This is a genomic window from Sphingomonas sp. 1F27F7B (genome assembly GCF_005503355.1).
Taxonomy (GTDB): domain Bacteria; phylum Pseudomonadota; class Alphaproteobacteria; order Sphingomonadales; family Sphingomonadaceae; genus Sphingomonas.
Genome location: NZ_SCMK01000010.1, coordinates 138,693 through 165,275 on the forward strand (window position 1 = coordinate 138,693; position 26,583 = coordinate 165,275).

The following is a 26,583-nucleotide window of genomic DNA, read 5'->3' on the forward strand; positions in this document are numbered from 1 at the left end:
TTGGCGCACGAGCGCGCGCAAGGCTTTCGGGGCCGCGAAGATTGCAAACTTATAATGAAATGCCCCCTGTTTCGCGGGCGGCGGGCGAACCATAAGCCGGCGCGAACACTGCAAGGGGGATCCATGACGTCGGCACCGCGTGCCTGGCGGCCGGTTCGGCGCGCCGGCCTTCTCTGCCTGGGCATCGTGCCGGCGATGCTGCATGCCGGCGCGGCACAGGCGCAGGAAGGCAGTGTTCCATCGCCGCGCGATCCGAACGAGATCGTGGTGACCGCCAACCGCGTGCGCGGCGAGGTCGGCGGACCGATTCCACCGGAGACGTCGATCGATGCCGGCGCCGTGCAGGCCTTGGGCGCGAGCACGCTCGGCGACGTGATCGCGCAGCTCTCGGCTCAGGCCGGCGGCACCCAGGGCCGAGCGGGCGAGGGCAGCGTGGTGCTGCTCAACGGGCGGCGCATTTCCTCGCTCGCCGAGGTCCGCAACCTGCCGCCCGAAGCAGTGGCGCGGGTGGAGGTGCTGCCCGAGGAAGCAGCGCTTCGCTTCGGCTATCCGGCGCACCAGAAGGTGATCAACGTCGTGCTGCTGCCGAACTTCGCCTCGGCGACCGGCGAGCTCGAGGACCGAGTTGCCGAGGCGAGTGCGCGCAACGACTTCAACACCGAGGCGAACCTGGTCCGCATCGCGGGCGACAATCGGATGACGCTCGACCTGCAATATCAGGTCGGCGACGACGTGACCGAGGCGCGGCGCGGCATCGCCGGCCGCGCGCCGGGCGAGGCGGCGCTGCGCACTCTCGTGCCGCTCACGCGCCAGTTCACTGCGAACGGCGTGTTCGCCCGGGCGCTGGACGGCGGACTGGGCTTCACCGGCAATGCCAGCGCGGATCGCCTCACCGCGCGGGCGCTGCTCGGGCCGATGCAGTCGGACCCGACGCGCGCGCTCGCCCGCACGACGCGCACCGACACCGGGCATCTGGGCGGCGTGTTCAACGGTTCGCTCTCCGGCTGGAACTGGTCGATCACTGCCAATGCCGACCATGTCGCGACTATGATCGGGACCGGCGCGGACGGCGCGGCGCCGGCGCGGAACAGCCGCGGCATCGACGATGCGATAGCGATCGACGGCGTCGCCAATGGGAAGCTGTTCGCCGTGCCCGCCGGCGATGTCGGGCTGAGCGTGAAGGCGGGAGCGAGCGGGGAGCGGCTGTCCGCGCGCGACGAGGACGGGCTCGCGCGCCGGCTCGCGCGGCGGATGTTCGACGGCCGGCTGGCGATCGAGCTTCCCCTGCTCGGCAAGGCGAGCCCGATCGGCGCGCTCGCCGCCGGCCTCAATCTCGCCGTGCACGACTATTCCGATGCCTCGGTGCCGGTCGATCGCGGGTGGACGCTGAGCTGGGCGCCCTGGCCGAAGCTGGGCGTGCTGCTTGCGGGGAGCCGCGAAGCGGCACCGCCGACGATCCGCCAGCTTGGCGATCCGATCACGGCGACTCCCGGGGTGCGCTTCTACGACAGCGCCAGCGGGCAGAGCATCACCGCCGTCCGCCTGGACGGCGGGGATCCCGGGCTGCGCCACGATCTCCGCTCGCTGTTCAAGGCCGAGGCGACGTTCAAGCCGGGCAAGACGATGTCGCTCATCGCCGCCTATACCGATGTCGCGACGCGCGACGCGATCCTTGCCTTTCCCGGCATCTCGCCGGCGATGGCGGCGGCGTTTCCGCAGCGGATCGTGCGCGACGGCGGCGGGGCGATCGTCAGCGTCGATGCCCGCCCGCTCAACATCGCCCGCGAGACGCGCAGGAGCCTGCGCTTCGGCATCAACTTCAATCGGTCCTGGGACGCGCCGGGCAAGGGGGCGGGGCCGAAGCTGCCCGGTGGCGGCGGCTTCGGCGGCGGCCATTATTTCGGCGCGGCCGGGACGGTGCTGCAATTCGCGGTGTATGACACGATCCGCCTGTCGGATCGCGTGGTGCTCGCCGCCGGGCAGGCGCCGATCGACCTGCTGGGCGACAACCTGCTCGGAGAGGGGCTGCGCGCGCCGCGCCACGCCGTGGATGCCCAGCTCAGCGCCACCCATCATGGCTTCGGGTTGCGCGCGAACGCCAGCTGGAAGAGCGCCGAGACCATCGCACCCGGCCTGCCGGGGCAGCTGCGCTTCGACGAGCCGGTGACGCTCAACCTGCGGCTGTTCTTCTTCCCCGATCGCCAGGACGGGCTGCGGCGCAGCTATCCCTGGGTCCAGGGCGTGCGCTTCCTCCTCGCGATCGACAATCTGCTCGACCGCGCGCCCGAGGTGCGGGATCGGTCGGGTTCGGTCCCGCTCGCCTATCAGCGCGGCTATCTCGATCCGCTCGGCCGATCCTTTCGGTTCAGCATCCGCAAGACCTGGCGATAGTTTCAGGCCGGGAGCCTCGGAAAGCGGAGCTCGACGCGCAGACCCGGCGCATTGTCGGCCAGGGTGAGCGTCGCGCCGTGCAGCCGGGCGATCGAATCGACCAGCGCGAGGCCCAGCCCGGCGCCCGGCGTGCTGCGGCTGGTGTCGATGCGGTAAAAGCGGCCGAGCACGCGCGAGCGCTCGGCGGCGGCGATGCCGGGCCCGTCGTCGGCGACGGCCAGGCGGACCTGGTCGCCGTCGCGCGCCAGTGCGAGGTCGATGCGCGTCCCCGGCGGCGTGTGATGCAGCGCGTTCTCGATCAGGTTGGTGACGGCCTGGGTCAGCAGCTCGACATCGCCGCGCACCGCGATGCCCGGCGCGATGGCTTCGTGCAGCACATGCTCCGCATCCTCGATGACGGGCGCATAGATCTGGCCGAGGCGCTCCAGCATCTCGCTCAGATCGGCGGTGGCGAGGCTGGCTTGCACCCCGCGCGCCTCCATCGCGCCGATGCGCAGCAGCGCGCCGAAGATGCCGAGTATCTCGTCGATCTGCGCGATCGCGCCGTCGACCTGTTCGGGGATCGGCGCGGAATCGGTGCCGAGCTGCATCCGTTCGAGCCGCTGGCGCAGCCGAGTGAGCGGCGTGCGCAGATCGTGCGCAATGTCCGTGGACACTTGCCGCAGCCCGTCCATCAGCGCCTCGATCCGGTCGAGCATGCGGTTGAGATTGGTGGAAAGCTGGTCGAATTCCGGCCCCATGCCGATGCGCGGAAGCCGTTCGTTGAGCCGCCCGTCGTTGATCCGGGCGATCGCGCCGTTCACCTGGTCCAGCCGCCGCAGGAACAGGGTGCCGACCAGCAGCCCGCCCGCGAGCGCGAGCAGCGAGATCAATATTCCGAACGAGATGGTCGATATCCTGAGGCCGCTGCGCAGGTCGCGAAGGTCCGAGACGTCGTTCGCCACGACGAGGAGCGCACCGTCGGAGAGCCGGGAGCCGAACGCCATTACCGGCGCCGGTCTGCCCGAACCGCCCTGATCGGAGTCCAGGACGTCGAATTCGTGCCAGCCCGTGCGTGCCGCCGCGGCCGGGAGCGCGCCGGCGAGCCGGACGCCGGCAGCATCGACGAGCAGATAGTGGAACTGATCCTCGCGTACGGCCCGGGCATGGCGATTGACGGTGGCCACCAGCTCGGCCCGGCCGCTCGCGTCGAATTCGTTCACCAGCACGTCGTGCTCGGCGAGGATCCCGTCGCCGGCGGCTTCCACCGCATAGGCCGAGACGGAGTGCTCGACGATCACGAGCAGGGCGACCGCGCCGAGCGCGAACACCAGGGCAAGCGCGATCGCGAAGCGGAACGCGCCGCTGACGAGCAGCCTAGGGGTTCGCATCGAGCCGATAGCCCGCGCCGCGGATCGTGTGGATCAGCTCGCGGTCGAACCCCTTGTCCACCTTGGCCCGCAACCGGCTCATATGGCTTTCGATCAGGTTCGAGCCCGGGTCGAAATGGAAGGACCAGACATTCTCGAGCAGCATCGATCGCGTGACGATCTCCCCTTCGTGGCGAAGGAGATATTCGAGCAGCTTATATTCCTGCTGCTGGAGCTCGATCCGTCGGCCGGCGCGCGTCACGCGGCGCTTGAGCAGGTCGATCTCCAGGTCCGCGGCACGCAGCACGGTCGCCACTTCGGCGACGGGGCGACGGCGCGAAAGGGCGGCCACGCGCGCGAGCAGCTCCGATGCGGCGAACGGCTTGACCAGATAGTCGTCGGCCCCGGCGCGCAGCCCGGCGACGCGGTCGTCGACTTCGCCCATTGCCGTAAGGAAGAGCACCGGCGTCTGCACGTCCGCGGCACGCAGCGCGCGCAGCACCGTCAGGCCGTCCACGTCCGGCACCATGCGGTCGAGCGCGATGACGGCATAGGTGCCGGTGGTGCCGAGGAAGATCGCATCCGGGCCGGTACGGGCGGTGTCGACGACATGCCCCTCCGCCTCGAGCAGGCGGACGATGTGCACGCGGGTCTCGGTGTCGTCCTCGAGTAGAAGCAGCTTCACGAATTCAGCCCATGCCAGCCTGGTCCAGGCGCACCGACAATGCCCGGTGGCGCCCGAGGTGCAAGTTGGGGATTCCCAATGTTCGCCTCAAGCTCCGCCAATGTCGCGCCGGCTAGAAGGGTGGCGGCAGGGGCAGAGGAGCATGATGATGCGAGACACCAACCGACTCCTGATCCTGGCCGCCTGTGCCGCCGCGCTGCCTGCTGCGGCGCTCGCGGCGCCGCCGCAAAAGGCGCCCAAGCCGCGCCTCACCCTGGCCCAGGCCCAGGCGATCGCGCTCAAGGCGCGGCCGGGCAAGGTCACCGATCACGAGCTCGAGGCCGAGAAGGGCGGCAGCGGCCTGCGCTATTCCTTCGACATCAAGACGGGCGCCGGGACCTTCGAGGTCGGCGTCGACGCAGTGACCGGCCGCGTGCTCGAGAATGTGGCGGAGGGGCCCCATCCCGACTGACCGATTCTTCCTGTTGTCGGTCAGGACGCCGTCGCTCCGCCCCATCCCTGTCGCGGGGCGGCGGCGTCTCCTTCCCTCCATTCCCAGAGGTTTCGTGCCTTTCGCCCTTCGCCTCCGCATTCCGTTGCTGCTCGGTCTGGGACTGACGGTCGCAGGCTGCGCGCATTATGCGCCGGCGCCGCTGCCCGAGGCCGCGCCGCTCGCGCCCGCGCTTGCCGCCATTCCCGATCTGCCCGCGCGTTCGCTCACCATCGGCGACGTCGCGGCGCTGGCGGTCACCCGCAATCCGGACCTGCAGGCAGCGCGGGCCAGGCGCGGCGTGGCGGAGGCGCAGCTGGTTCAGGCCGGGGTGCTGCCCAATCCCAGCCTGACCGGCGCGATCCTGCCGTTGCTTTCGGGCGCCGGATCAGTGCCCGCCTGGAATCTGGGCCTGGCCCAGGACATCAAGGCGCTCATCGTGCTGAAGCCCAAGCGCCGCGCGGCGCGCGACAGCCTGCACCAGGTCGAAGCCGACCTGCTCTGGCAGGAATGGCAGGTTGCCGGCCAGGCGCGGCAGCTGGCGGCGGACATCGTGCTCGGCGAGCGGCTGCGGCCGATGCTCGAACAGGCCTATGCGCTGATGGCCAAGCGCCAGGCCGCCGGGCGCAAGGCGCTGGAGGCAGGCAATTCGACGCTCGCCACGCTGGCGCCCAGCGCCGCCGCGCTGCAGACCGCGCGAGCGGCTTTGCTCCAGCAGGACCAGGCGCAGCTCGCCAACCGCCACAAGCTCAACGCGCTGCTGGGGATCGCACCGGACGTGGTGCTCCCGCTCGCGGATGCGATCGACCTGCCGCCCTTCCAGCCCGCCGAGGTCCGCGCGATGCTGGCGACGCTCCCGCAGCGCCGGCCCGACCTGCTCGCGCTGCGTGCCGGCTATGCCGCGCAGGACGAGCAGCTGCGCGTGGCGATCCTGTCGCAATTCCCCGATCTCGTGCTCGGCGCCTCGGTGAGCAGCGACAATGCCAAGGTGATCAACGGCGGCCCCAACGCCCAGATCGGCCTGCCGGTGTTCGACCGGAACCAGGGCAATATCGCGATCGCGCGGGCCACGCGCGCGCAGCTCAATCGCGAATATGCCGCGCGCCTCGCGGCCGTGACCGGCGAAGTCGGGGCGCTGCTCGCCGAGCATGCGCAGATCGCGCTCCAGCTCGCCGCCACGCGCCACGACCTGGCCGAAGCGCGTGGCGCCGCCGATCGCGCGGCGGCCGCCTTCGCTGCCTCGAACCTCGACGAACGCGCCTTTGTCGATCTCCTCGGCACCCGATTCTCCAAGGAACAGGAAGCGATGACGCTCGAGACTGCCCTGATCGACCGGCAGGTCGCCATCCAGACCCTGATCGGCGCGGGCCTGCCCGCGGTCGACACGCTCGGCTTCCCCGATCCGGGGACGGCGGGAGCGGCGAAGTGAATCCCCTGCGGCACGCCGCCGCTCTCGCGCTCGCCAGCGGCCTGACGGCCTGCGGCGCCGGCCAGCCCGACAACAGGGCGGAGCCCTCGACCCTGGTGACGGTGGTGCGCCCGCTCCAGGGCAGCCTGCCGATGCTCGTCGAGGCCTATGGCACGGCGGCGGCGTCGGGCAACGGCCAGCAGACGATCAGCATATCGCAGCCGGGCCAGGTGCTGCGCCTGCTGGTGACGGCGGGGATCGCCGTGCGATCCGGCCAGCCGCTGCTGGTCTTCGCAGTCGCGCCGACGGCCCGCAGCGCCTATGCCCAGGCGGCCGATGCAGTGAAGGCCGCCACGTCGCAGCGCGATTCCACTGCACAGCTGCTCGGCCAGCAACTTGCGACGCGCGACCAGCTCGCCCAGGCCGAGAAAGCGCTCGCCGATGCGCGCGCCCAGCTCGGCGCGTTGCGGGCCGAGGGCGCCGGCTCGGGAACGATCACGTTCCGCGCGCCGTTCGACGGCGTGGTGGCGACGATGCCGGTGGCCGCGGGCGACCGCACCCAGCCGGGTGCGGCATTGGCGACGGTGGCGCGCAGCGGCGCGATGGTGATCACCACGGGCATCGATCCCGCGCAACGCGATCGGATCCACGTCGGCGCCGAGGCGCGGCTGACGCGGCTGGAAGGCGGCGGCACCGTCATCGGCCATGTCGTGCGGGTCGATGCGATGCTCAATCCGGTGACGCGGCAGGTCGATGTCGACATCGCCTATCCGGCCGGCAGCTTCCTGGCGGGCGAGGCGGTACGTGTCGCCACCGTCACTGGCGAGGCGCATGGCTGGATCGTGCCGCACAAGGCAGTGGCGTTCGATGCGAGCGGCAAGGCGATGCTGTTCCAGGTTGCCGGCGGCAAGGCGCGCGTGGTGGCGGTGCAGCTGCTGGCCTCGACGCCGGAACGGGACGTGGTTTCCGGACCGGTCGCGCCGGGCCTGCCGTTGATCCTGGACGGCGCCTATCAGGTCGCGGACGGCGACGCGGTCCGGACGAGCGCCGCGAAGTGAGCTTCGGCAAGCTGCTCTCGAGCCAGTCGCGTGCGTTCGTCGTCGTCGCGATGGCGCTGGCCCTGGCGGGGCTGGTCTCCGCCCTGTCGCTGCCGATCGGCCTGTTCCCGCAAGTCTCCTTCCCCCGGGTGGTGGTCGACATCGACGCGGGCAGCCGCCCGGCCGACCAGACGGCGCTCGTCGTGACTCGGCCGGTCGAGCAGGCGATCCGGGCGGTGCCGGGCGTGCAGAATGTCCGTTCCGAGACGTCGCGCGGCGCGGCGCAGATCTCGATCGACTTCGGCTGGGGCCGCGACATGGTGGCGAGCACGCTCGAGGTGGACGCCGCGATGGCGCGCGCCGTCGCGGGGCTACCCGCGGGCACGCGCTACAATGTGCGCCGGATGGACCCCACGGTCTTCCCGATCATCTCCTATGCGCTCGTCTCCGACCGGATGTCGCCGACCCAGCTCCAGGACCTGGCACGCTACCAGATCACCCCGCTGCTCTCGGGCATTTCCGGCCTTGCCCGGGTCGATGTCCAGGGCGGGGAGACGCAGGAAGTCCAGGTGCTGGCCGATCCCGCCCGCCTCGCCGGCCATGGCCTGGCGATGAGCGACCTCGCCACTGCGATCGCGAACGGCAATGTCCTGAGCGCCGTCGGCCAGGTCCAGGACCGCGGGCGGCTGTCGCTGGTGATCGCCGACCATGCCATCGCCTCGCCCGAGCGGATCGGCGACGTCGTCGTCAAGTCGAGTCCCGGCGGCGTGATCCGGGTGCGCGACGTCGCGACGGTGCAGGACGGCATCCTGCCGCAATGGCTGCGCGTATCGGAAGACGGCAAGCCGGCCGTGCTGTTCAACATCTACGAGCAGCCGGACGGCAATTCGGTGCAGATCGCCCGCGACGTGCAGGCCAGGCTCGCCCGGTTCAAACTCCCGCCGGGCGTGCAGTTGCGCAACTGGTACGACCAGAGCGAGCTGGTCAGCCAGTCCTTCGCCAGCGTGCGCGACGCGGTGCTGATCGGGCTGGTGCTCGCCGCGATCGTGCTGCTCGTCTTCCTGCGCAGCTGGCGAGTGACGCTGGTCGCGCTGATCGTGGTTCCCGCGACGCTGATGGCCACGGTGCTGGTTCTGGCGATCGCGGGGATGAGCTTCAACATCATGACGCTGGGCGGCATCGCCGCGGCGGTGGGCCTCCTCATCGACGACGTGATCGTGATGATCGAGCACATCGTCCGCCGCGCCCAGGGCGAGGGATCGCCGCCGGGCGTGCCGGCCGGCGCGGCGGCGATCCTGCCCGCCGCGCGCGAGTTTCTGGCGCCGCTCACCGGGTCGAGCCTGGCGACGCTGATCGTCTTCCTGCCGCTGTCCTTCCTCACCGGCGTCACCGGCGCCTTTTCCAAGGCATTGTCGCTCACCATGGCGGCGGCGCTGGCGATCTCCTGGGCGATGACTGCGTTCGTCGTCCCCGTCCTCGCCCGGCGGCTGCTCAGGTTCGAGGGCGGGGAGCCGGCGCATGCCGGCCGCGAAGGGTGGATGACGCGCCGGCACGACGAGCTGATCGACGGCACGATGCGCCGGCCCTGGCTGCTCGTGCTCGCCGCCGTCCCGTTGCTGCTGCTCGGCTATATCGCCTATTCCAGCGTGCCGACCGGGTTCATGCCCAAGGTCGACGAGGGCGGCTTCGTAATGGACTATTTCACGCCGCCCGGCACTTCGCTCGACGAGAGCAACCGGCGCATGGCCCAGGTCGATGCGCTGCTGCGCGCGAACCCGGAGGTCGAGACTTTCTCCCGGCGCCTGGGCACTGGCCTGGGCGGCGATCTCGGCCAGAGCTATCACGGCGATTATTTCGTGCGGCTCAAGCCCGACCATTCGATGCCGGCCGAGCAGGCGATGAACGCCGTGGCCGAGGATGTGGCGCAGAAGGTTCCCGGCGTCGAGGTCGAAGTCGCGCAGCTGATGGAGGATCTGATCGGCGACCTTACCGCGGTGCCGCAGCCGATCGAAGTGAAGCTCTATGCGTCCGATGCCGGCCTGCTCGGTCCGCAGGCGGAGAAAGTCGCGGCGCTGATCGGGAAGATCCCCGGCGTGGTCGAAGTGAAGAGCGGGCTTCAGCTCGCCGGCGATGCGATCGACGTGAAGATCGATCCGGTACGCGCTGGCTTCGAGGGTGTCGCGCCGAGCGACGTGCAGGTCGCGCTCGACGGCGCATTGACCGGCGTGGTGGCCACTTCGATCGCGCAGCCTGCCAAGGCAGTGGACGTGCGTGTCCGCCTGCCGGGCGTGGCGACGCTGACTCAGGAAGAGCTGGCCCGGTTGCCGATCCGTGCGCCCGACGGGCATGTCTTCGCCCTTTCGCGCGTCGCCGCGCTCCAGCCGGTCAGCGGCCAGCCGCAGATCAGCCGCGAGAATCTCGAGCCGATGGTGGCGGTCACCGCGCGCATTGCCGGGCGCGGCATCGGCGCGGCCGTGGGCGACGTGACCAAGGCGATCGACGTGCCCGGCGTGCTTGCGCCCGGCATCCGCTACGAGATGGGCGGGCTCTATCAGCAGCAGCAGATCGCCTTTGCGGGGCTGGCGCGCGTGTTCGTCGCCGCGCTGATCGCCGAATTCATCCTGCTGCTGATACTCTATCGCCGCTTCGCGACGCCGCTGATCATCATCGGCTGCTCGCTGCTCTCGACCACCGCCGTGTTCACTGCGCTCTGGCTGGCGGGGCTCGACCTCAACATCACCGCGCTGATGGGGATGACGATGATCATCGGCATCGGCACCGAGATGGCGATCTTCTACGTCTCGGAATATGAGGCGCTGCGCCGCCACCTGCCGCCGATCGAGGCGGTGCGCGAGGCGAGCCGCAACCGCCTGCGGCCGATCACCATGACGACGCTGGCTGCGATCCTGACGCTGCTGCCGCTCGCCCTGGCGATCGGCCAGGGATCGGGAATCCAGCAGCCGCTCGCGGTGGCGATCATCGCGGGGCTGGCGCTGCAATATCCGCTGGTGCTGGTCGCGATGCCGGCGCTGCTCCGCCTGACCCTCCCGCGCGAGGAGCGTGAAGCAGCGGAGCGGGGCGGGTGAGCGAGCGGATCCACGCCCTTGCTCCGCGGAGGCGCCGCCGGCGCGGAAGGAGCCTGGGTGCGGGGGAGCCGATCCAGGGCGAACGCCCGGCCCGAGCTTATGCGAGGCTCCAAAACAAAAATGGCGCACCCGACAGGATTCGAACCTGTGGCCTCTGCCTTCGGAGGATTATCGCTGGCTCCGCCAATAAACGCCAGGAGCCGCCGATGGCCGCCTATCTCCCTGTAATCGCTAAAGAATTTGATTTCGGCCTCCGCCGGAGGTACGCTCTGTCTCGCCACAGTTTTCGCCCGCTTGCTTACGTGATGCTTACGCGAGAGAGCGCTGTCGGGTCGGAGAAAGCCCATGTCTAAGCTCACCAAAAGGGTCGTTGACGCCGCTGAAAGCCGCTCCAAAGATTACGTCATCTGGGACGACGAACTCCCCGGCTTCGGCCTCCGCGTCTTCACGTCGGGCAAGCGCAGCTACGTCATCCAGTATCGCCTCGGCAAGCGTTCGCGTCGGTTCACCATCGGTTTGCATGGCATCTGGACGCCCGAGCGCGCGCGCCAGGAAGCGAAGGTCCAACTAGGCCGCATCGCTCAGGGTGAAGATCCCGCCGAGGAGAAGCAGCTCGACAACAAGGCGATCACCGTCAAGGAGCTGTGCGACCTCTACGTCGCTGATCTCAAGGCTGGCCTCATCCTGGGTAAGGGTGGCCGGCCAAAGAAGGCGAGCACGATCCTCTCGGATACAGGACGCATCGAGCGCCACATCGTGCCCTTGCTCGGCACTCGACGGGTCAAGGACCTCGTGAAGGCCGACATCACGAAAGCCCTGAAAGACATCATGGCCGGCAAGACCCGCTGCAGCGTCAAGACGAAGAAGCTCCGCGGCCGCGCCATCGTACGCGGCGGTGCCGGAACGGCTACCCGGACGATCGGACTGTTCGGCGGCATCCTCACCTACGCGGTTGAAGCAGGCATCATCGACCTCAATCCCGTCCACGGCGTCCGGCGCCCGAAGGACAATGTGCGCGGACGGCGCTTGACCGAGGCCGAATATCGCCTGCTCGGCGACATCCTGACCAAGGCTGCTGAGAACGAGAAGTATGAGTTGTCGGTCGACATCATCCGGCAGCTCGCGCTCACCGGATGCCGTCGGACCGAGATGATCACCTTGGCTTGGAGCGAGGCTGACACCGATTCAAGCTGTCTCCGGCTGATCGACAGTAAGGAAGGAAGCTCGATCCGTCCGATCGGCTTGCCAGTCGTGGAGTATCTCGAAAACCGCCGGAAGGAGCAGGCCGGCACCTACGTCTTTCCCGGCCAGGGTGATGACAATGCGTTCGGGAGCTTCCCTAACCATTGGGAGCAGATATTCGCGGACACCGCGCTCGCCGACATCACGCCACACGTCCTGCGGCACAGCTTCGCCAGTATCGCCAACGATCTCGGCTTCACCGAAGTCACGATCGCCGCGCTGGTCGGGCATGCGAAGGGATCGGTCACGAGCAACTACATCCATACGCTCGATACCGCGCTCATCATGGCCGCCGACACTATCTCGGGCTACATTCAGGGGCTTCTGGATGGGATCGAGTTCAAACAGACGGCCTACGCCCTGGACCGCGACTCCCGGAAAGCCGCCCTCGCGCGGTTCCTGCAGAAGGCCGCCGCTACCGAACAGGACACGGCCGAGGACTCGGAGCAGTTGCTTGCAGTTTGATCGCGCGATGGGGGTTTCAGTTATTGCAGTTAAGCCCCGCAACCCTTATATTGGCTGGTCAGGAGACACGATCATGGCCAGCCAAGTGGTGCAGTTCGCCGGTTTGTCCGACCGCGACCGCAAGACCGTGACGCCTCTGCCATCCTTGGCAGAGGGCGATCACGTGGAGGTGCATGTGCGGCGTCGCGATGGACGGGAGCAGACCCTGTCCCTTCCGCCGGCCGCCATCAGCGCCGTCGAGACGCTGCTGTCTCGCCTGCTGAACGGCGAGAGGGTCGCCGTGCTCACGGAAGATCAAGAGCTGAGCCCGACCGACGCATCGGTGATCCTAGGCATCTCGCGTCCGCTCGTCGTCCATCGGATGGACATCGGCGATCTGCCGTTCCGCTATGTCGGAAAGCACCGCCGGGCATCGCTGAAGGACGTGCTGGCCTTGAAGGAGATGCTGGACGCTCGCCAGAAGGCGATGGACGCCTTGGCCGAAGACACAGAGGATCTTGTCGTCAACCATGGCCTCTAGACCGCCCATCGCGGTCTACGACGCCTGCGTCCTTTATCCCTTCCATCTGCGCAATGTCCTGATCCAGTGCGCCTTCGATGGCTTAGTCGCCGCGCGCTGGACCGACGACATTCACGCGGAATGGATACGCAATCTGGCCGCCAATTCCCCCAGCACGCCGGTTACGCGCTTCGAGAACACCCGCGACATGATGAAAGCCGTCCTGCCTGACGCCAATGTCGCCAACCATCGGAGCCTGATTCCGAGCCTTTCCTTGCCCGATCCGGATGACCGGCATGTGCTTGCGGCCGCGATCGCTGGCGGTGCCGAGACGATCGTCACTTGGAACCTGAAGGATTTCCCCGCTTCGCAGATCGCCCCTCACGGAATCGCCGCTGTGTCGCCCGACGCCTTCCTTTCGGCCCTGCACCGAGCCTATCCGAAAGCCCTTCTCAGTAGTATCGCGAGAGCGCGCGAAAACCTCAGACGCACGACGCCATCCATTGCGGAATTCATAGACATTCTCGAACGGCAGGGGCTGGCGGAGTTCGCTCCCATCCTGCGGCGCCGCAAAGCGCACCTGGCCTGATCCCCCGCCGGGGCTCGGAAGCTCCGCTTCACGTTATCGCCGCGCTGGCAAGACCGCAGAATCATTCTTGACTCTACGACCCGAAAATCAGAACAAATAGCGAACATGACTACACCGCCTTCGGAGGTCAAGAACGCACTTGCGGCCCCAGCCCGCCATAGAGTCCCTGCGCGCGCAGATCGAGAAGATCGAAGGCCGGAGCCGGCGCGCCAAATCGGTCCTTCCTTTCGGGATCACCGAGGTGGATTCGCGACTCCCCGGCGGCGGCCTTGCCCTCGGCGCGCTGCATGAAATAGCCGGCGGCGGCAACGGAGCGGTCGACGGAGCCGCAGCGGCTTCCTTCAGCGCGGGCCTCGCGGCCCGCACCAAAGGCAAAATCCTCTGGTGTATCACGCGTGCCGACCTATTCGCGCCCGCCATTGCCCAGGCAGGGCTCGCGAGCGACCGCGTCATCTACCTCGAAGCTGGGGACGACAAGACCGTCCTCGCCTGCATGGAAGAAGGATTGCGCCACGGCGGCCTCGGGGCCGTCATCGGCGAGGTCGCCCGCCTTTCGATGACAGCATCAAGACGGCTGCAACTGGCGGCCGAAGGCGCCGGCTCGCTCGGGATCGCTTTGCGGCGCTGGCGGCGACAGACAGAGGCGACGGATTTCGGCCAACCGACCTCTGCGATGACGCGCTGGCGCGTCTCCGTAATGCCCTCAACGCCGCTACCCGTTCCCGGCGTGGGCCGCGCCCGCTGGCTGGTTGAACTCATCCGCGCGCGAGCGGGCGAAAGTGCAGATTTCGAGTTGGAGGCGTGCGATGACACGGGTCGTCTCGCTCTTCCTGCCGAGCTGGTCCACGGACAGGCTGCGGCGGAAGGCTGGCGACGCGGCGCCTCCGGCTGAGGCGCCGCTCGTCCTGATTGGCCGCGACGGGAACAGGCGGGTGGTGCTGGCGGCGGATGCAGCGGCCCAGGCCACCGGCCTGCGCGCCGGCATGCCCGTCACCAAGGCGCAAGTGCTGGTGCCTGGCCTCATCGTGCAGGATGCCGATCCCGCTGCCGACGCCGAGGCGCTTGAGCGTCTCGCGGTGTGGCTTCTCCGCTATGCACCGATCGTCGCCCCCGATCCGCCCGACGGCCTCATCATCGACTCGACCGGCGCTGATCATCTCCACGGGGGCGAGACTGTCATGCTGGACGGCTTGATCGGGCGCCTCGCCATGTCCGGGATCTTCGCGAGAGGCGCGATCGCCGACACCTGGGGAGCGGCCCATGCGCTGGCCCGATTTTCAGCGCAGCCGGTTGTCATCGCGCCCGAGGGGCATGGCCCGTCCGTCTTGGAGCGGTTGCCGCTTGAGGCGTTACGCATTCCGGCCTCCACCGTCGCGGCGCTGCGCACGCTCGGCTTCCGAACGGTCGGCGATCTTCTGGCGCAGCCGCGCGCGCCGCTCACGCTTCGCTTCGGCCCGGAACTCGGCCGACGCTTGGACCAGGCCTTGGGCATTGCGGCCGAACTCATTGAGCCGGTTCGGCCTGCCGATCTCATCGAGGTGCGCCGCGCCTTCGCCGAGCCGATCGGCGCAGCCGAGACAATCGCCCGTTACATCGGCAAGCTTGTTGCGCAGCTCTGCGAACGCCTTGAGGAAAGCGGGCTTGGCGCACGCAGGCTCGATCTCATCTGCCACCGCGTCGATAGCCGGGCCCAGGCGGTGCGGGTCGGCATGGCCACGCCGGTGCGCGACGCGAAGCGGCTGACGCGCCTTCTGTGCGACAAGATCGAGACCATCTCGCCCGGCTTCGGCATCGAGGTGATGACGCTTGCCGCAAGCGTCGCCGAGCCGCTCGAACGCAAGCAGATCGTCAGTTCGCTGGTCGAGGAGAGCACCCCGGACGTCTCCGATCTCATCGACACCTTGATGAACCGCGTTGGCGAGCGCGCCCTCTATCGGCTTGCCCCCGTCGCCAGCGACGTTCCGGAACGGTCTGTCTGTCGTATCCCGGCGATGGCGGCCGACACGGGAGCGGGTTGGCCCGGTCATTGGCCGAGACCGTCGCGCCTCCTCCCGGCACCCGAGCCGGTCGAGACCGTGGCGCTGCTCCCCGACCATCCGCCGGTGTCGTTCACCTGGCGCGGAATCCGCCGCCGCCTTCGGCGCGGCGACGGACCTGAGCGTGTCTTCGGCGAATGGTGGAAGCGTGATGCTGAGCTGGCCGCCGTCCGCGACTATTTCCGGGTCGAGGACGACGCCGGCGAACGCTACTGGCTGTTTCGCGCCGGCGACGGCGAGGACACCGCCACAGGCTCGCACCGCTGGTTCATTCACGGGGTCTTCGGATGAGCCAGCCCGGCTACGTTGAACTTCAGGTCACCTCGCATTTCAGCTTTCTGCGGGGGGCCTCGTCTTGCGAGGAGCTGTTCGCCCAGGCCGCGCTTGCCGGGATCGAAGCCCTGGCCGTGGTGGACCGGAATTCGCTCGCCGGCATCGTCCGGGCTCATGAAGCGGCGAAGACAACCGGGGTTCGCTTGATTGTCGGCTGCCGTCTCGACCTCAGCGACGGCATGTCGGTGCTGGTCTATCCAACCGACCGATCAGCTTATTCCCGACTCTGCCGGCTGCTGTCGCTCGGCAAGCGGCGCGGCGGAAAGGCGAAGTGCGTGCTCGAATGGCAGGACCTCGTCGCCTACGGCGAAGGCTTGATCGCCGTGCTCGTGCCGGATCTCGCCGATGAGGAATGCGGCCTTCGGCTGCGCCGCCTGCGCGATGCGTTCGGCGATCGGGCCTACCTGGCACTGACGCTGCGCCGTCGGCCCAACGACCAGCTCCGCCTTCACGAGCTGTCGAACCTGGCCGCCCAGATGCGGGTCGCGACCGTGGTGACGAACGACGTCCTCTTCCACGAGCCCGCCCGCCGCATCCTTCAGGACGTCGTCACCTGCATTCGGCACAACGTCACGATCGACACGATCGGCGACCGCCGGGAGCGTCACGCCGATCGCTACATCAAGCCGCCCGAGGAGATGCACCGTCTCTTCGGCCGCTACCCCGAGGCGCTTGCCAGAACCCTGCAGATCGCCGACCGATGCCGTTTCAATCTCGACGAGCTGGCCTATCAATATCCCGAGGAGCGTGACGATCCGGCACTCACGCCGCAGGAGACGCTGGCAAAGCTCACTTGGGAAGGCGCCGCCGAGCGTTATCCGGAGGGCGTGCCTGACAGCGTGGCTGCCGCGCTTCAGCATGAGCTGCGGCTGATCGAGAAGCTCGACTACGCGCCGTATTTCCTGACCGTGAATTCGATCGTCCGCTTCGCCCGCTCAAAGGACATCCTTTGCCAAGGCCGCGGATCAGCCGCCAACTCCGCAGTCTGCTACGTCCTCGGCATCACGTCGATCGATCCCGGCCGCAACGACCTTCTCTTCGAACGCTTCGTCAGCGAGGAACGGCGCGAGCCGCCCGACATCGACGTCGATTTCGAGCATGAGCGGCGTGAGATCGTCATGCAATGGGTGTTCGACACCTACGGCCGCGACCACGCCGCGCTCTGTTCGACTGTCATCCGCTATCGCACCAAGGGCGCGCTACGGGATGTCGGCAAGGCGCTAGGCCTGCCCGAGGATCTGATCGGCACCCTGTCGTCTCAGGTCTGGGCCTGGTCGGAGGAAGGCGTCGAACAGAAGCACGTCGAAGAGCTGAACCTCAATCTTGCCGATCGCCGCCTTCGCCTGACGCTCGATCTCGCGCGCCAACTCATGGGCGCGCCGCGCCATCTCAGCCAGCATCCTGGCGGCTTCGTTTTAACCCATGATAGGCTCGATGACCTCGTGCCGATCGAGCCGGCCGCGATGAAGGACCGGCAGGTCATCGAATGGGATAAGGATGACATCGACGCCCTGAAGTTCATGAAGGTCGACGTCCTGGCGCTTGGGATGCTGGCCTGCATGAAGAAGGGGCTGGACCTTCTGGCTGAGCACAAGGGCGTCAATCTCGATCTCGCCTCCATTCCGGCCGAGGACCCGCGCACCTACGCGATGATCCGCAAGGCCGACACGCTCGGCACCTTCCAGATCGAGAGCCGGGCGCAGATGTCGATGCTGCCGCGCCTGAAGCCGCGCACCTATTACGATCTCGTCGTCCAGGTCGCGATCGTCAGGCCCGGCCCGATTCAAGGCGATATGGTGCATCCCTATCTTCGTCGCCGGGAGGGCCTTGAGCCCGTACACTATCCGAAGCCCGAACTGGAGAAGGTGCTCGGCAAGACGCTCGGCGTGCCGCTCTTTCAGGAGCAGGCGATGCGGGTCGCCATCGAATGCGCCGGCTTCACGCCCGGCGAGGCCGATATGCTTCGCAAGTCGATGGCCACCTTCAAATTCACCGGCGGCGTCTCGCATTTCCGCGACAAACTCATCGCCGGCATGGTCACCAACGGCTACGAGGCCGAGTTCGCCGAGCAGACCTTCAAGCAGCTTGAGGGCTTCGGCAGTTACGGATTTCCGGAAAGCCACGCAGCCTCTTTTGCGCTGATCGCTTACGCCTCGGCCTGGCTGAAATGCTGGCACCCGGAAATCTTCTGCGCCGCGCTGCTGAACAGCCAGCCCATGGGCTTCTATGCACCGGCTCAGATCGTCCGCGACGCGCGCGATCACGGCGTCGAGATCCGTCCGGTCTGCGCCAACGCCTCCCGATGGGACTGCACACTCGAGCCCACCGGCAGCGAGGAGCGGTTCGCCGTTCGCCTTGGTCTGCGCATGGTCAAAGGGCTCGCCAACGCTCACGGCGCGGCGATCGTCACGGCCAGGGCGGACCAGCCCTTCGTCTCCATCGACGATCTGTGGCGCCGGGCCGGCGTACCCGTCGCGGCGCTCACGCAGATCGCCGAAGCCGACGGTTTTCGCCAGCCGTTCGCTCTTGCGCGGCGTGAAGCCCTGTGGGCGATCAAGGCTCTGCGCGACGAGCCGCTGCCGCTCTTCGCCGCCGCGTCGGCCCGCGAAGCGGAGATCGTGCCCGAGGTCGCCGAGCCGGCCGTCATCCTGCGCCCGATGACAGCCGGCGGCGAAGTGGTCGAGGACTATCGCCATGTCAGCCTTTCGCTGCGCGACCATCCGGTCTCGTTCCTGCGGCCGGAGCTGCGCCGCCGTCGTATGGTCTCCTGCCAAGAGGCGATGGACGCAAAGGACGGCCGATGGCTGGAGGCGGCCGGCATCGTGCTGGTGCGGCAGCGGCCCGGCAGCGCGAAGGGCGTCATGTTCATCACGCTAGAAGACGAGAGCGGCATCGCCAATCTCGTCGTCTGGCCTAAAGTTTTCGAGCAGAACCGCCGGACCATCCTGTCAGCCGGCATGATCGCGATCCGCGGGCGCGTCCAGCGCGAGGGTGAAGTGGTCCACCTTGTCGCCCAGAGGCTGACCGATCTCTCCGCCGAACTGGTCAGCGTGGGCGAGCGCGACACGGCCTTTCCGCTGCCACATGGTCGCGGGGACGAGTTTCACCACGGCTCACCGACGCCTGACCCGCGCGGCCTACCGCCAAAGGGGCTTCGGACCCGAGATATCTACATCCCCGACCTTCACATCGACACGATCAAAGTCAAAACGCGCGATTTCCGCTAGGCTGCGCCGAGCCTCCCGCGCTCAAGCGCTGCGCACTGTTCGTAAACGACTGGTCGAAGCATCCAACGGACTTCGGGCGAAGATCGGCGTCGCACCTTCACAGCCGCTCGCATGGCGGCGTAGCAACGCCGACGTCGCGTCGCGGTCTGCCGCACGGGCAAACGCAAAGCCTTGCCCGACCTTGCAGCCCATCGACCAAAGCTGGCTCGCCTGAACTTCTGTTTCGATCCCCTCGGCCACGATCTCAATGCCGAGCTGCCGCGCGATATCGATTAACCCCTCGACGATCACCATGCTTGGATCGTCCGGCCATAGTCGGCCGATGAAGGCCTGATCGATCTTGATGATGTCGACCGGCACGTTCAGCAAATGCGTCAGCGACGCATGTCCCGTTCCAAAGTCATCAAGCGCGACGCGGACGCCGGCGGCGCGCAACGCCTCTATCTCTCGCGTTACGACGCGATCACTTCGCCCGATGCAAGCATCCTCACTCACTTCGACGACCAAGCCGCCGAGCGACACGCCAGCACGACCAAAGGCATCTTCGAGTTTCTGAGCCAGGCTGCCCGTGTAGAAATCGGCAGTCGAAACATTGAGTCCGACCTGCTGGACGAGCAGACCCTGATCCCGCCAGAATGCGATGTCCCGCGCAACTGTTACCGCAACACGTTGCGTAAGCTCCGCAGCGATATGGGCGTCACTGGTCGCTTCGCGAAAAGCGAGGGCACTTACGAGTTCACCCGCCACGGTGCGCATGCGACAGAGCGCCTCGAGCCCGACGATCTCGCCCGTATCGAGAGCGACAATAGGCTGGTAGTGCGTTTCCATGCGCTCATCGGCGAGCGCATCGGCCACATCGCGTATCGCGTCACGACGCCGCGTGATCCGCGTACCGATCCCCGGCCAGTAGCGCACAAACCCGCCGCGACCGGTCTCCTTGGCGTGATAGAGCGCGAAATCCGCGGCCTCGTTGACCGCCACGGCAGTCCGTTCGGAGGCACCGAGGACGGCACCGCCGATCGTCGCGCGAGGCGCCACGGCATGCCCCTCGCAATCGGCGCTGCGCTCCAATTCTGTCAGCACGCGTTCCGCCGCCGCATTCAGATCGGCGAGCGAGCCGGGGTTCTGAATGATGACGGCGAATTCATCGCCGCCCAGCCGGAAGCTGACATCGGGCGCCATCGCCCGCGCGATCCGGGTCCCCGCCGCCTTGATGAGCGCATCACCGGCCAGGTGGCCGAACGTGTCGTTTACGATCTTCAGATTATCGAGGTCGATAATGAAGAGGGCCCAGGCCCCCGGGACGTCACACGGAATCTGCGCCATCGCGCCGTTGTAGGCCGAACGATTGGGCAGTCCGGTCAGCGCGTCTATGTTCGCGCGGCGCTCGCGGTCGACCGCTCGCTCATGCCGCTGAAGCGCAAGACCACAGAGATCGACGCAGGCTTCCGCCAGCGCGCGCTCAGAAGCGTTCGGCGAGCGCGCTTGCTCGCTGTAAAAGCCGATGACGGCAATGGCGTCGCCGCCCGCGTTCACGACAGGGAAGGACCAGCATCCGCTCACGCCAAGGCCTTCTATGAGTCCCATGGAGCGGGCGCAGCGCGGATCACGTCGGATATCCTCAATGATGACGGGTTCGCGCAGATAAGCAGCCGCGCCGCAGGACCCGACCTCCGGGCCGACCATCATCCCATCCAACGCAGAAGAATAGTCCGCAGGCAAACTCGGTGCCGCGAGCGGATGCAAAAGTCCGGCTTGATCGACCGTCAGGATCGAGCAGATCACGCCAGACATCAGTGTCTCTATCTCGGCACAGAGTTCGCGCGCCGTGTCAGCCACAGGTTCGCTGTTGGCGATCATCCGCAATATCTTGTTCTGGATATGCAACAACACGGTCGTCGCCCAACTCAACTGACACTTAGGGATGCGACTATAATAGTCGCTAGATGTGAAGTTCGGCTTACCCAACAAGATAAACATGGAGGTAATCCTCGCTGGAGGGGAAAGCCTTCCCCTGCGGCCGAGCCTTTGGTCTCGGCCGACCCCTTCTGCGGGGACACCCCGCAACGCCCCCTATAGAGCGAGAGTGCGGACCGGCTTTGCCGTGACGGGTTGAGAGCTGGGAGAGAGCTTCCGGCGCCCGTCGCGGAGATCCGCGATGTCCAGAAAAGCCGCACCCGCTCGCGCCGGCCAGGACCGGACGAGCCTTTACGACGAAATCACCGGTAAGATCATCGGCGAGCTGGAGGCCGGCCGCGTACCCTGGGTCCAGCCTTGGGGGACCGCCGCGGCGAAGGCGCCGCTCGCCATGCCGAGGAACGCCGCCACCGGCCGGCATTATTCGGGGATCAATGTGCTGATCCTCTGGGGCGCCGTCATCGAGCACGGCTTTGCCGGCCAGAGCTGGCTCACCTTCCGCCAGGCGCTGGCGCTCGGCGGCAATGTCCGCAAGGGCGAGCGCGGCACGACCGTCGTCTATGCCGACCGCTTCGTGCCCGACGACGAGAAGCGGCGCGCCCGCGAGACCGGCGACGAGGCCCAGGCGATCCCGTTCCTGAAGCGCTTCACGGTGTTCAACGCCGCGCAGTGCGAGGGCCTGCCGGAGGATGTCGCGATTGTCGCGCCGCCACCGGCGCCAGGCCTGATCGAGCCGCAGGTCGAGGCGCTGATCCGCGCCACCGGCATCGATTTCCGCATCGGCGGCAATCGCGCCTTCTATGTGCCGGCGCTCGACTATGTGCAGGTCCCGCCGCCCCAGGCCTATTTTGAACCGATCAACTGGCACCGCACCGCGCTGCACGAGCTGGGTCACGCCACAGGCCATCCGTCCCGTCTCGGCCGCGACATGACCGGCGGCTTCGGCACCAAGAAATACGCGTTCGAGGAGCTGGTCGCCGAAATGAACGCCGCCTTCTGCTGCGCCTCGCTCGGCATCGTGCCGACCGTACGGCACGCCGATTACATCGGCTCCTGGCTGGAGGTGCTGCGCGAGGACAATCGCGCCATCGTCCGCGCCGCCAGCCAGGCGAGCAAAGCCGCCGATTGGCTGCTCGGCTTCGTGCCGGCCGACGGGGCCGCGCTGTCGGCCGAACCCGCGATCGACAGGAGGGCCGCATGATCCTCCTGACGGAAGAGCTGCGCGAGCAGCTCCTAGCCAACGGCCGGAACCGCGACGCCGACCACATCCCCGTGGTCAAATTCTTCAACCCGCTCGGCGAAGGCGTCTGGCTGGCGACCGAACTTGACGAGGACGGCGACACCTTGTTCGGCCTGGCCGATCTCGGCGACCCCGAACTCGGCTCCTTCAGCCTCGCCGAAATGATCGCCGTGCGCCTGCCGATGGGCCTCGGCATCGAGCGCGACATCCTGTTCGAGGGCCTTTATCCGATCTCGGCCTGGGCCGAAGCGGCCCGTCGAACCGGCGGCATCCGCGCGGCCGAACGCGTGCTTCACGCCGTCCACCGCGCGAGGCCCGAACCATCCGTAAAGGCGTGAATCCGTGGAGGCGGGCCTGCGGCTTTGCGGCTTCTCTCGTTTACGACGAGACGCTGTCCTTCAGCAGGCCCGCCCAGACGGCGAGGATCATGCCTTCCAGGTCGTCATCCTCGCCGACCACGACGCTGAAAATGCCGAGCAGCTCGGAGAACTCCCGGACGTCGAGATGGCCGCGCGCCTGCAGCGCGGTCGCCAGCATCGTCAGGGCCTTGCCGTTGGCGCCGATCAGCGCGCGCTCGACCTTCGACAATCTCGGCCGTGATCGCCTGCGGCCGAGCATCGCCAGCCAATCGCGCCACGGCGTCCGCGCGCCGTCCTTCACCGCCGTGTTCATCGTTTCCTCCGATCGCCCCGAGCGCCGGGCGATCCGGACACACGCGAACCTGGCGCGCGTGTCTTCCTCTCCAGCCACACCGCCAAGGGCGACTATTATAGTCGTCTTTTGTCAATGCCAGAGGCTTTGCGCGGCGAACGCATCCAGATCGGCCCGGTCGCCGCGCCCCGGGGCGACGGCCAGAAGAGAGTGAGAGGGAGGACCGGATTTTCGTGACGGGTTGGAGGTCGAGAGAGGTTCTCGGCCGCCCGTCGCGGAGTAATCCCGATGGCTACTGCAATTCAGAAGATCGTCCTGTCGTCCTCGCGCGACATCCCCTTCAACAAGCTGGTGCTCAGCCAGTCCAACGTCCGGCGCGTGAAGGCCGGTGTCTCGATCGAGGACCTGGCGGCCTCGATCGCGCGTCGCGGCCTCATCCAGAGCCTCAGCGTCATCCCCGTGGTCGATGCCGAGGGCCAGGAGACCGGCATGTTCGAGGTGCCGGCCGGCGGCCGCCGCTTCCGCGCGCTGGAGCTGCTGGTCAAGCAGAAGCGCCTCGCCAAGATCGCGCCGGTGCCGTGCGTCGTGCGCAAGCGCGACGACGGGGTCCTGGCCGAGGAAGTCTCGCTGGTCGAGAACATCGACCGCGCGCCGCTCCACCCGCTGGACCAGTTCCGCGCCTTCCAGGACATGCGGGTGAAGGGCAAGACCGAGGAGGAGATCGCCGCAGCGCTCTTCGTGCCAGTGCAGGTGGTCAAGCAGCGCCTGCGCCTCGCGGCCGCATCGCCCACCTTGCATGAGGTCTATGCGGAGGACGGCATGACGCTCGACCAGCTCATGGCCTTCACCGTCACTGACGACCACGCCCGCCAGGAAAAGGTCTGGGACGCGATCAAGGACGCCTGGTCGAAGGAGCCGTATCAGATCCGCCGCATGCTGACCGAGACGACGGTGCGCGCCTCGGACAAGCGTGCCGTCTTCGTCGGCGTCGAGGCCTATGAGCTGGCAGGCGGCATCGTCATGCGCGATCTGTTCCAGTCCGACGATGGCGGCTGGCTGCAGGATGCGGCGTTGCTCGATCGGCTGGTCGGCGAAAAGCTGAAGGCGACGGCCGAGACGATCGCCGCCGAGGGCTGGAAGTGGATCGAGGTCGCGGTCGGCTTCCCCTATGACGCTACGCGCGGCCTGCGCGAGCTGCAGGGCGAACCGCTGGACCTGACTGCCGAGGAACAGGCCACGATCGAGGCGCTCAACGCCGAATACCAGAAGCTCGAGGCGGAATATGAAGGCGCCGACGAGCTGCCCGACGAGATCGACCAGCGGCTCGGCGAGATCGAGACGGCGCTGTCGGTCTTCGAAACCCGTCCCGTGCGATTCGAGGCCGACGACATCGCCCGCGCGGGCGTGTTCATCAGCATCGCCCACGATGGCAGCATCGCCATCGATCGCGGCTATGTCCGGGCCGAAGACGAGGTTCCCGAACCCGACATCGGGGCCGACGGGGGCGAGACCGAAGGCCGCGCGAGCGAGCCGGGTGCGCCGGCCGTGCAGCGCGCCGTCATCACGATCGGCGGCCAGCCCGTCGAGGCGGACGACGACGAGGACGACGCGATCAAGCCGCTCCCCGAGCGCCTGATCATCGAGCTGACGGCCTATCGCACGCTGGCGCTGCGCAACGCCGTCGCGGAGAACCCGCACGTCGCCATGACCGCGCTGCTCCACAAGCTGGTGTCGGACACCTTCATGACCCGCATGTATACGGGCGCCATGGAGGCCGGGGTGAAGCACGTCTTCTTCCCGGCGCAGGACGATGGGCTGAAGGACAGCCCGTCCGCCCGCGCGGTGCAGGACCGTCACGCCGCCTGGGCCGGCGACATCCCGAAGGACGACGATGCCCTGTGGGACTGGCTCGCGGGCCTGGACGACGCCAGCCGGATGGCGCTGCTGGCGCATTGCGTCAGCTACGGCGTCAACGCGCTCTATGAGCGGCCGAACCCGCACAGCGCCGGCGGCGTGTCGCAGCACACGCTCGACATGCGGCTCGCCCAGGCGGACCGCCTGACTAAGGCGACGGGGCTCGATCTGGTGGAGGCCGGCTGGCGCCCGACCTTCGGCAACTACCTCAACCGTGTCACCAAGCCCCGCATCCTGCAGGCGGTTCGCGAGGGCGTCGGCGAGCAGGCCGCGCAGCTCATCGACCACCTGAAGAAGGGCGACATGGCCAAGGAGGCGGAGCGGCTGCTCGCCGAGACCGGCTGGCTGCCCGAGCCGCTGCGCCCGATCGACGATGCCGAGGCGTCCACGCCGGAGGTCGAGGCTGGCGGCGAGGACGACGATGCGGCGCTGCCCGCATTCCTCGCCGGCGACGACGAGGACGTCACGGCGGAGGCCAACGACGACGAACCGCACCTTGTCGCAGCCGAATGACGAGCACCCGGAGCGGCTTCGGCCGCTCCGGTCCTTTCTCAGATCGAAGGAGCATCGCCATGTCGCGATCCGACCCGTCGCCCCGCCGCGTCGTCTTCCAGTACCTCGTTGCCGTGCTTGTCGAGATCGAGGACGGGATCGTCGGCCGCGTGACGATCATCGACGAATCCCCGGTGCGCGACCCCGTCGTCGTCGAAGGCGATCCCGCTTATCTCGCCGACGCCATCCGCGCCGCCGACGACGGCCAAGCATGGCCATCCTGGCAGTTCGGCTACTAGCCGCACCACCCCGAACCCACTCCGAGCCCGGCCCGAGCGCCGGGCTCTTTTCGTTTCCGGAGCCCGCTATGACCGCTTTCTTCACCCGCTATTCCTGCCTGCTCGACGTCGGCACCTCCGCTAATGTCGCCCGGGCTTTCGACATCTACGCCGCCTTAATGGCCGAGAACGGCCGCGAGGACGCCCAGCGCGACTGGTCGGCGCTCGGCATGGAACGCTTGCTGGTCACGCCGCTGTCGCGCTTCCCTCAGGGTACGTCGATCCGGCTGCCCGAAGGCGTCCTATTCACCACCTATGCCACGCTACGGTCCGACGACCGCGGCGAGAAGCTTTCGCGGGTCAAGCAGATCGTCGAATGGTTGGGCTCCGACTTTGATGGAGTGGTCATTTTCGACGAGTCCCACGCGATGCAGAACGCCGGTGGCGGCAAAGGAGAACGGGGTGACGTCGCCCCGTCGCAGCAAGGCCGTGCGGGCCTTCGGCTCCAGCACGCGCTCCCGAACGCCCGCGTCGTCTACGTCTCGGCGACCGGCGCCACCACCGTCCACAATCTCGCCTATGCCCAGCGCCTCGGCCTGTGGGGCGGTGAGGATTTCCCCTTCGCCAACCGGGCCGAATTCGTCGAGGCCGTCGACAATGGCGGCGTTGCGGCGATGGAGGTGCTGGCCCGCGACCTGCGCGCGCTCGGCCTCTACACGGCGCGCTCGCTCTCCTATGACGGCGTCGAATACGAACTGGTCGAACACCAGCTCACCCCCGAGCAGACGCGCATCTACGATGCCTATGCTGGCGCCTTCGCCATCATCCACAATCATCTCGATGCGGCGATGCAGGCCGCCAACATCACCGGCGACAGCGGTACGCTGAACCGGCAGGCGAAGTCGGCCGCGCGCTCGGCCTTCGAGAGCGCCAAGCAGCGCTTCTTCGGCCATCTGCTGACCAGTATGAAGACGCCGACGCTGGTCCGCTCGATCGAGCAGGACCTAGCGGCCGGCCATTCCGCCGTCATCCAGATCGTCTCCACCGGCGAGGCCCTGATGGAACGACGCCTGGCCGAGATCCCGACCGAGGAATGGGGCGACGTCCGCGTCGACATCACACCGCGCGAACGAGGTTAATGTTGAGCTCAACATTACACGGCTTCTTTGCAGTCGCAGTTTATGTCGAGCGTGGCGGCGGTAGGCGCAGGTTTCCTTCGGTTTTCCATGATTTCACTCCAGATAATATGAGTGCCAGGGGGTTGTCCGGAGACGG

19 protein-coding genes and 1 pseudogene are annotated in these 26,583 nt (G+C 67.7%); 16 read left to right on the forward strand and 4 right to left on the reverse strand.

Annotation, left to right across the window (positions count from 1 at the left end; translation table 11 throughout):
• The first annotated feature begins 123 nt into the window (after positions 1 to 123).
• A complete protein-coding gene (locus FFS08_RS11550) occupies positions 124 to 2,391 on the forward strand; it encodes a TonB-dependent receptor (protein WP_137862059.1) in 2,268 nt (755 codons plus the stop codon).
• 2 nt (positions 2,392 to 2,393) lie between these two features.
• Here the strand turns inward: FFS08_RS11550 and FFS08_RS11555 are convergent, their stop codons facing one another.
• Together FFS08_RS11555 and FFS08_RS11560 are read right to left on the reverse strand one after the other, a co-directional pair.
• A complete protein-coding gene (locus tag FFS08_RS11555; RefSeq protein ID WP_137862060.1) occupies positions 2,394 to 3,761 on the reverse strand; it encodes a sensor histidine kinase in 1,368 nt (455 codons plus the stop codon).
• Positions 3,748 to 4,425 (reverse strand): winged helix-turn-helix domain-containing protein, encoded by a 678-nt coding sequence (locus FFS08_RS11560; protein ID WP_137862061.1) that lies wholly within the window; start codon positions 4,423 to 4,425, stop codon positions 3,748 to 3,750. The genes FFS08_RS11555 and FFS08_RS11560 overlap by 14 nt, the downstream gene beginning before the upstream one ends.
• Positions 4,426 to 4,573: 148 nt before the next feature.
• Between FFS08_RS11560 and FFS08_RS11565 the strand changes: the two genes are divergently transcribed.
• The 10 genes from FFS08_RS11565 (at position 4,574) to FFS08_RS11610 (ending at position 18,816) form a co-directional block, all read left to right on the forward strand.
• Complete coding sequence (locus FFS08_RS11565; protein ID WP_212741995.1) at positions 4,574 to 4,876, forward strand: PepSY domain-containing protein; 303 nt, start codon at positions 4,574 to 4,576, stop codon at positions 4,874 to 4,876.
• A 94-nt stretch (positions 4,877 to 4,970) separates the two neighbouring features.
• A complete protein-coding gene (locus tag FFS08_RS11570) occupies positions 4,971 to 6,323 on the forward strand; it encodes a TolC family protein (RefSeq protein WP_249341029.1) in 1,353 nt (450 codons plus the stop codon).
• Entirely contained in the window at positions 6,320 to 7,360 is a 1,041-nt protein-coding gene (locus FFS08_RS11575; protein WP_249341030.1) for an efflux RND transporter periplasmic adaptor subunit, read from the forward strand. Before FFS08_RS11570 ends, FFS08_RS11575 begins: the two co-directional genes overlap by 4 nt.
• 50 nt (positions 7,361 to 7,410) lie before the next feature.
• Positions 7,411 to 10,425, forward strand: coding sequence for an efflux RND transporter permease subunit (locus FFS08_RS11580; RefSeq protein ID WP_212741999.1), 3,015 nt, complete (start codon positions 7,411 to 7,413; stop codon positions 10,423 to 10,425).
• A gap of 345 nt (positions 10,426 to 10,770) precedes the next feature.
• The gene (locus FFS08_RS11585; protein WP_111467826.1) at positions 10,771 to 12,132 is read left to right on the forward strand and encodes a tyrosine-type recombinase/integrase; all 1,362 of its coding nucleotides are present in this window, start codon (positions 10,771 to 10,773) and stop codon (positions 12,130 to 12,132) included.
• Positions 12,133 to 12,205: 73 nt separating this feature from the next.
• A complete protein-coding gene (locus tag FFS08_RS11590; protein WP_111467825.1) occupies positions 12,206 to 12,652 on the forward strand; it encodes a MerR family transcriptional regulator in 447 nt (148 codons plus the stop codon).
• Positions 12,642 to 13,220, forward strand: coding sequence for a PIN domain-containing protein (locus FFS08_RS11595; RefSeq protein ID WP_111467824.1), 579 nt, complete (start codon positions 12,642 to 12,644; stop codon positions 13,218 to 13,220). The genes FFS08_RS11590 and FFS08_RS11595 overlap by 11 nt, the downstream gene beginning before the upstream one ends.
• 139 nt (positions 13,221 to 13,359) lie before the next feature.
• On the forward strand, positions 13,360 to 14,112 hold the full coding sequence (locus FFS08_RS11600) for an ImuA family protein (protein ID WP_111467823.1): 753 nt from the start codon (positions 13,360 to 13,362) through the stop codon (positions 14,110 to 14,112).
• Positions 14,027 to 15,547, forward strand: a complete 1,521-nt coding sequence (locus FFS08_RS11605; RefSeq protein WP_111467822.1) for a Y-family DNA polymerase — start codon at positions 14,027 to 14,029, stop codon at positions 15,545 to 15,547. Before FFS08_RS11600 ends, FFS08_RS11605 begins: the two co-directional genes overlap by 86 nt.
• Positions 15,544 to 18,816 carry an error-prone DNA polymerase gene (locus FFS08_RS11610; RefSeq protein WP_111467821.1) on the forward strand — a complete coding sequence of 1,091 codons (3,273 nt, stop codon included), beginning with the start codon at positions 15,544 to 15,546 and terminating at the stop codon, positions 18,814 to 18,816. Before FFS08_RS11605 ends, FFS08_RS11610 begins: the two co-directional genes overlap by 4 nt.
• Positions 18,817 to 18,837: 21 nt before the next feature.
• Here the strand turns inward: FFS08_RS11610 and FFS08_RS11615 are convergent, their stop codons facing one another.
• Positions 18,838 to 20,796 carry a bifunctional diguanylate cyclase/phosphodiesterase gene (locus FFS08_RS11615; RefSeq protein ID WP_212741996.1) on the reverse strand — a complete coding sequence of 653 codons (1,959 nt, stop codon included), beginning with the start codon at positions 20,794 to 20,796 and terminating at the stop codon, positions 18,838 to 18,840.
• Between the two features lie 178 nt (positions 20,797 to 20,974).
• Between FFS08_RS11615 and FFS08_RS11620 the strand changes: the two genes are divergently transcribed.
• Together FFS08_RS11620 and FFS08_RS11625 are read left to right on the forward strand one after the other, a co-directional pair.
• Positions 20,975 to 21,934 (forward strand): ArdC family protein, encoded by a 960-nt coding sequence (locus tag FFS08_RS11620; protein WP_111467820.1) that lies wholly within the window; start codon positions 20,975 to 20,977, stop codon positions 21,932 to 21,934.
• Positions 21,931 to 22,311, forward strand: a complete 381-nt coding sequence (locus FFS08_RS11625; protein WP_099957459.1) for a DUF2958 domain-containing protein — start codon at positions 21,931 to 21,933, stop codon at positions 22,309 to 22,311. Before FFS08_RS11620 ends, FFS08_RS11625 begins: the two co-directional genes overlap by 4 nt.
• A 40-nt stretch (positions 22,312 to 22,351) precedes the next feature.
• On the opposite strand, the gene FFS08_RS11630 is transcribed toward FFS08_RS11625, so the two are convergent.
• A complete protein-coding gene (locus tag FFS08_RS11630) occupies positions 22,352 to 22,645 on the reverse strand; it encodes a hypothetical protein (RefSeq protein WP_099957458.1) in 294 nt (97 codons plus the stop codon).
• Between the two features lie 267 nt (positions 22,646 to 22,912).
• Here FFS08_RS11630 and FFS08_RS11635 point away from each other — a divergent pair, with 267 nt between their 5' ends.
• The 3 genes and pseudogenes from FFS08_RS11635 to FFS08_RS11645 all read left to right on the forward strand — a co-directional run.
• Positions 22,913 to 25,051 (forward strand): ParB/RepB/Spo0J family partition protein, encoded by a 2,139-nt coding sequence (locus FFS08_RS11635; RefSeq protein ID WP_111467819.1) that lies wholly within the window; start codon positions 22,913 to 22,915, stop codon positions 25,049 to 25,051.
• A 59-nt stretch (positions 25,052 to 25,110) separates the two neighbouring features.
• On the forward strand, positions 25,111 to 25,329 hold the full coding sequence (locus FFS08_RS11640) for a hypothetical protein (protein ID WP_137862065.1): 219 nt from the start codon (positions 25,111 to 25,113) through the stop codon (positions 25,327 to 25,329).
• Between the two features lie 176 nt (positions 25,330 to 25,505).
• Positions 25,506 to 26,438 (forward strand): annotated as a pseudogene (locus FFS08_RS11645) (strawberry notch family protein); the annotation flags it as partial.
• Between the last annotated feature and the right edge of the window lie 145 nt (positions 26,439 to 26,583).

Excerpts from the sequence above, each read along its gene's own strand:
- FFS08_RS11585 (WP_111467826.1), top strand. The coding sequence starts at position 10,771 with ATGTCTAAGCTCACCAAAAGGGTCGTTGACGCCGCTGAAAGCCGCTCC.
- FFS08_RS11595 (WP_111467824.1), top strand. The coding sequence starts at position 12,642 with ATGGCCTCTAGACCGCCCATCGCGGTCTACGACGCCTGCGTCCTTTAT.
- FFS08_RS11630 (WP_099957458.1), bottom strand. The coding sequence starts at position 22,645 with ATGAACACGGCGGTGAAGGACGGCGCGCGGACGCCGTGGCGCGATTGG.
- FFS08_RS11590 (WP_111467825.1), top strand. The coding sequence starts at position 12,206 with ATGGCCAGCCAAGTGGTGCAGTTCGCCGGTTTGTCCGACCGCGACCGC.
- FFS08_RS11620 (WP_111467820.1), top strand. The coding sequence starts at position 20,975 with ATGTCCAGAAAAGCCGCACCCGCTCGCGCCGGCCAGGACCGGACGAGC.
- FFS08_RS11610 (WP_111467821.1), top strand. The coding sequence starts at position 15,544 with ATGAGCCAGCCCGGCTACGTTGAACTTCAGGTCACCTCGCATTTCAGC.
- FFS08_RS11640 (WP_137862065.1), top strand. The coding sequence starts at position 25,111 with ATGTCGCGATCCGACCCGTCGCCCCGCCGCGTCGTCTTCCAGTACCTC.
- FFS08_RS11565 (WP_212741995.1), top strand. The coding sequence starts at position 4,574 with ATGCGAGACACCAACCGACTCCTGATCCTGGCCGCCTGTGCCGCCGCG.
- FFS08_RS11550 (WP_137862059.1), top strand. The coding sequence starts at position 124 with ATGACGTCGGCACCGCGTGCCTGGCGGCCGGTTCGGCGCGCCGGCCTT.
- FFS08_RS11635 (WP_111467819.1), top strand. The coding sequence starts at position 22,913 with ATGGCTACTGCAATTCAGAAGATCGTCCTGTCGTCCTCGCGCGACATC.
- FFS08_RS11580 (WP_212741999.1), top strand. The coding sequence starts at position 7,411 with ATGGCGCTGGCCCTGGCGGGGCTGGTCTCCGCCCTGTCGCTGCCGATC.
- FFS08_RS11625 (WP_099957459.1), top strand. The coding sequence starts at position 21,931 with ATGATCCTCCTGACGGAAGAGCTGCGCGAGCAGCTCCTAGCCAACGGC.
- FFS08_RS11615 (WP_212741996.1), bottom strand. The coding sequence starts at position 20,796 with ATGTTTATCTTGTTGGGTAAGCCGAACTTCACATCTAGCGACTATTAT.
- FFS08_RS11605 (WP_111467822.1), top strand. The coding sequence starts at position 14,027 with ATGACACGGGTCGTCTCGCTCTTCCTGCCGAGCTGGTCCACGGACAGG.
- FFS08_RS11555 (WP_137862060.1), bottom strand. The coding sequence starts at position 3,761 with ATGCGAACCCCTAGGCTGCTCGTCAGCGGCGCGTTCCGCTTCGCGATC.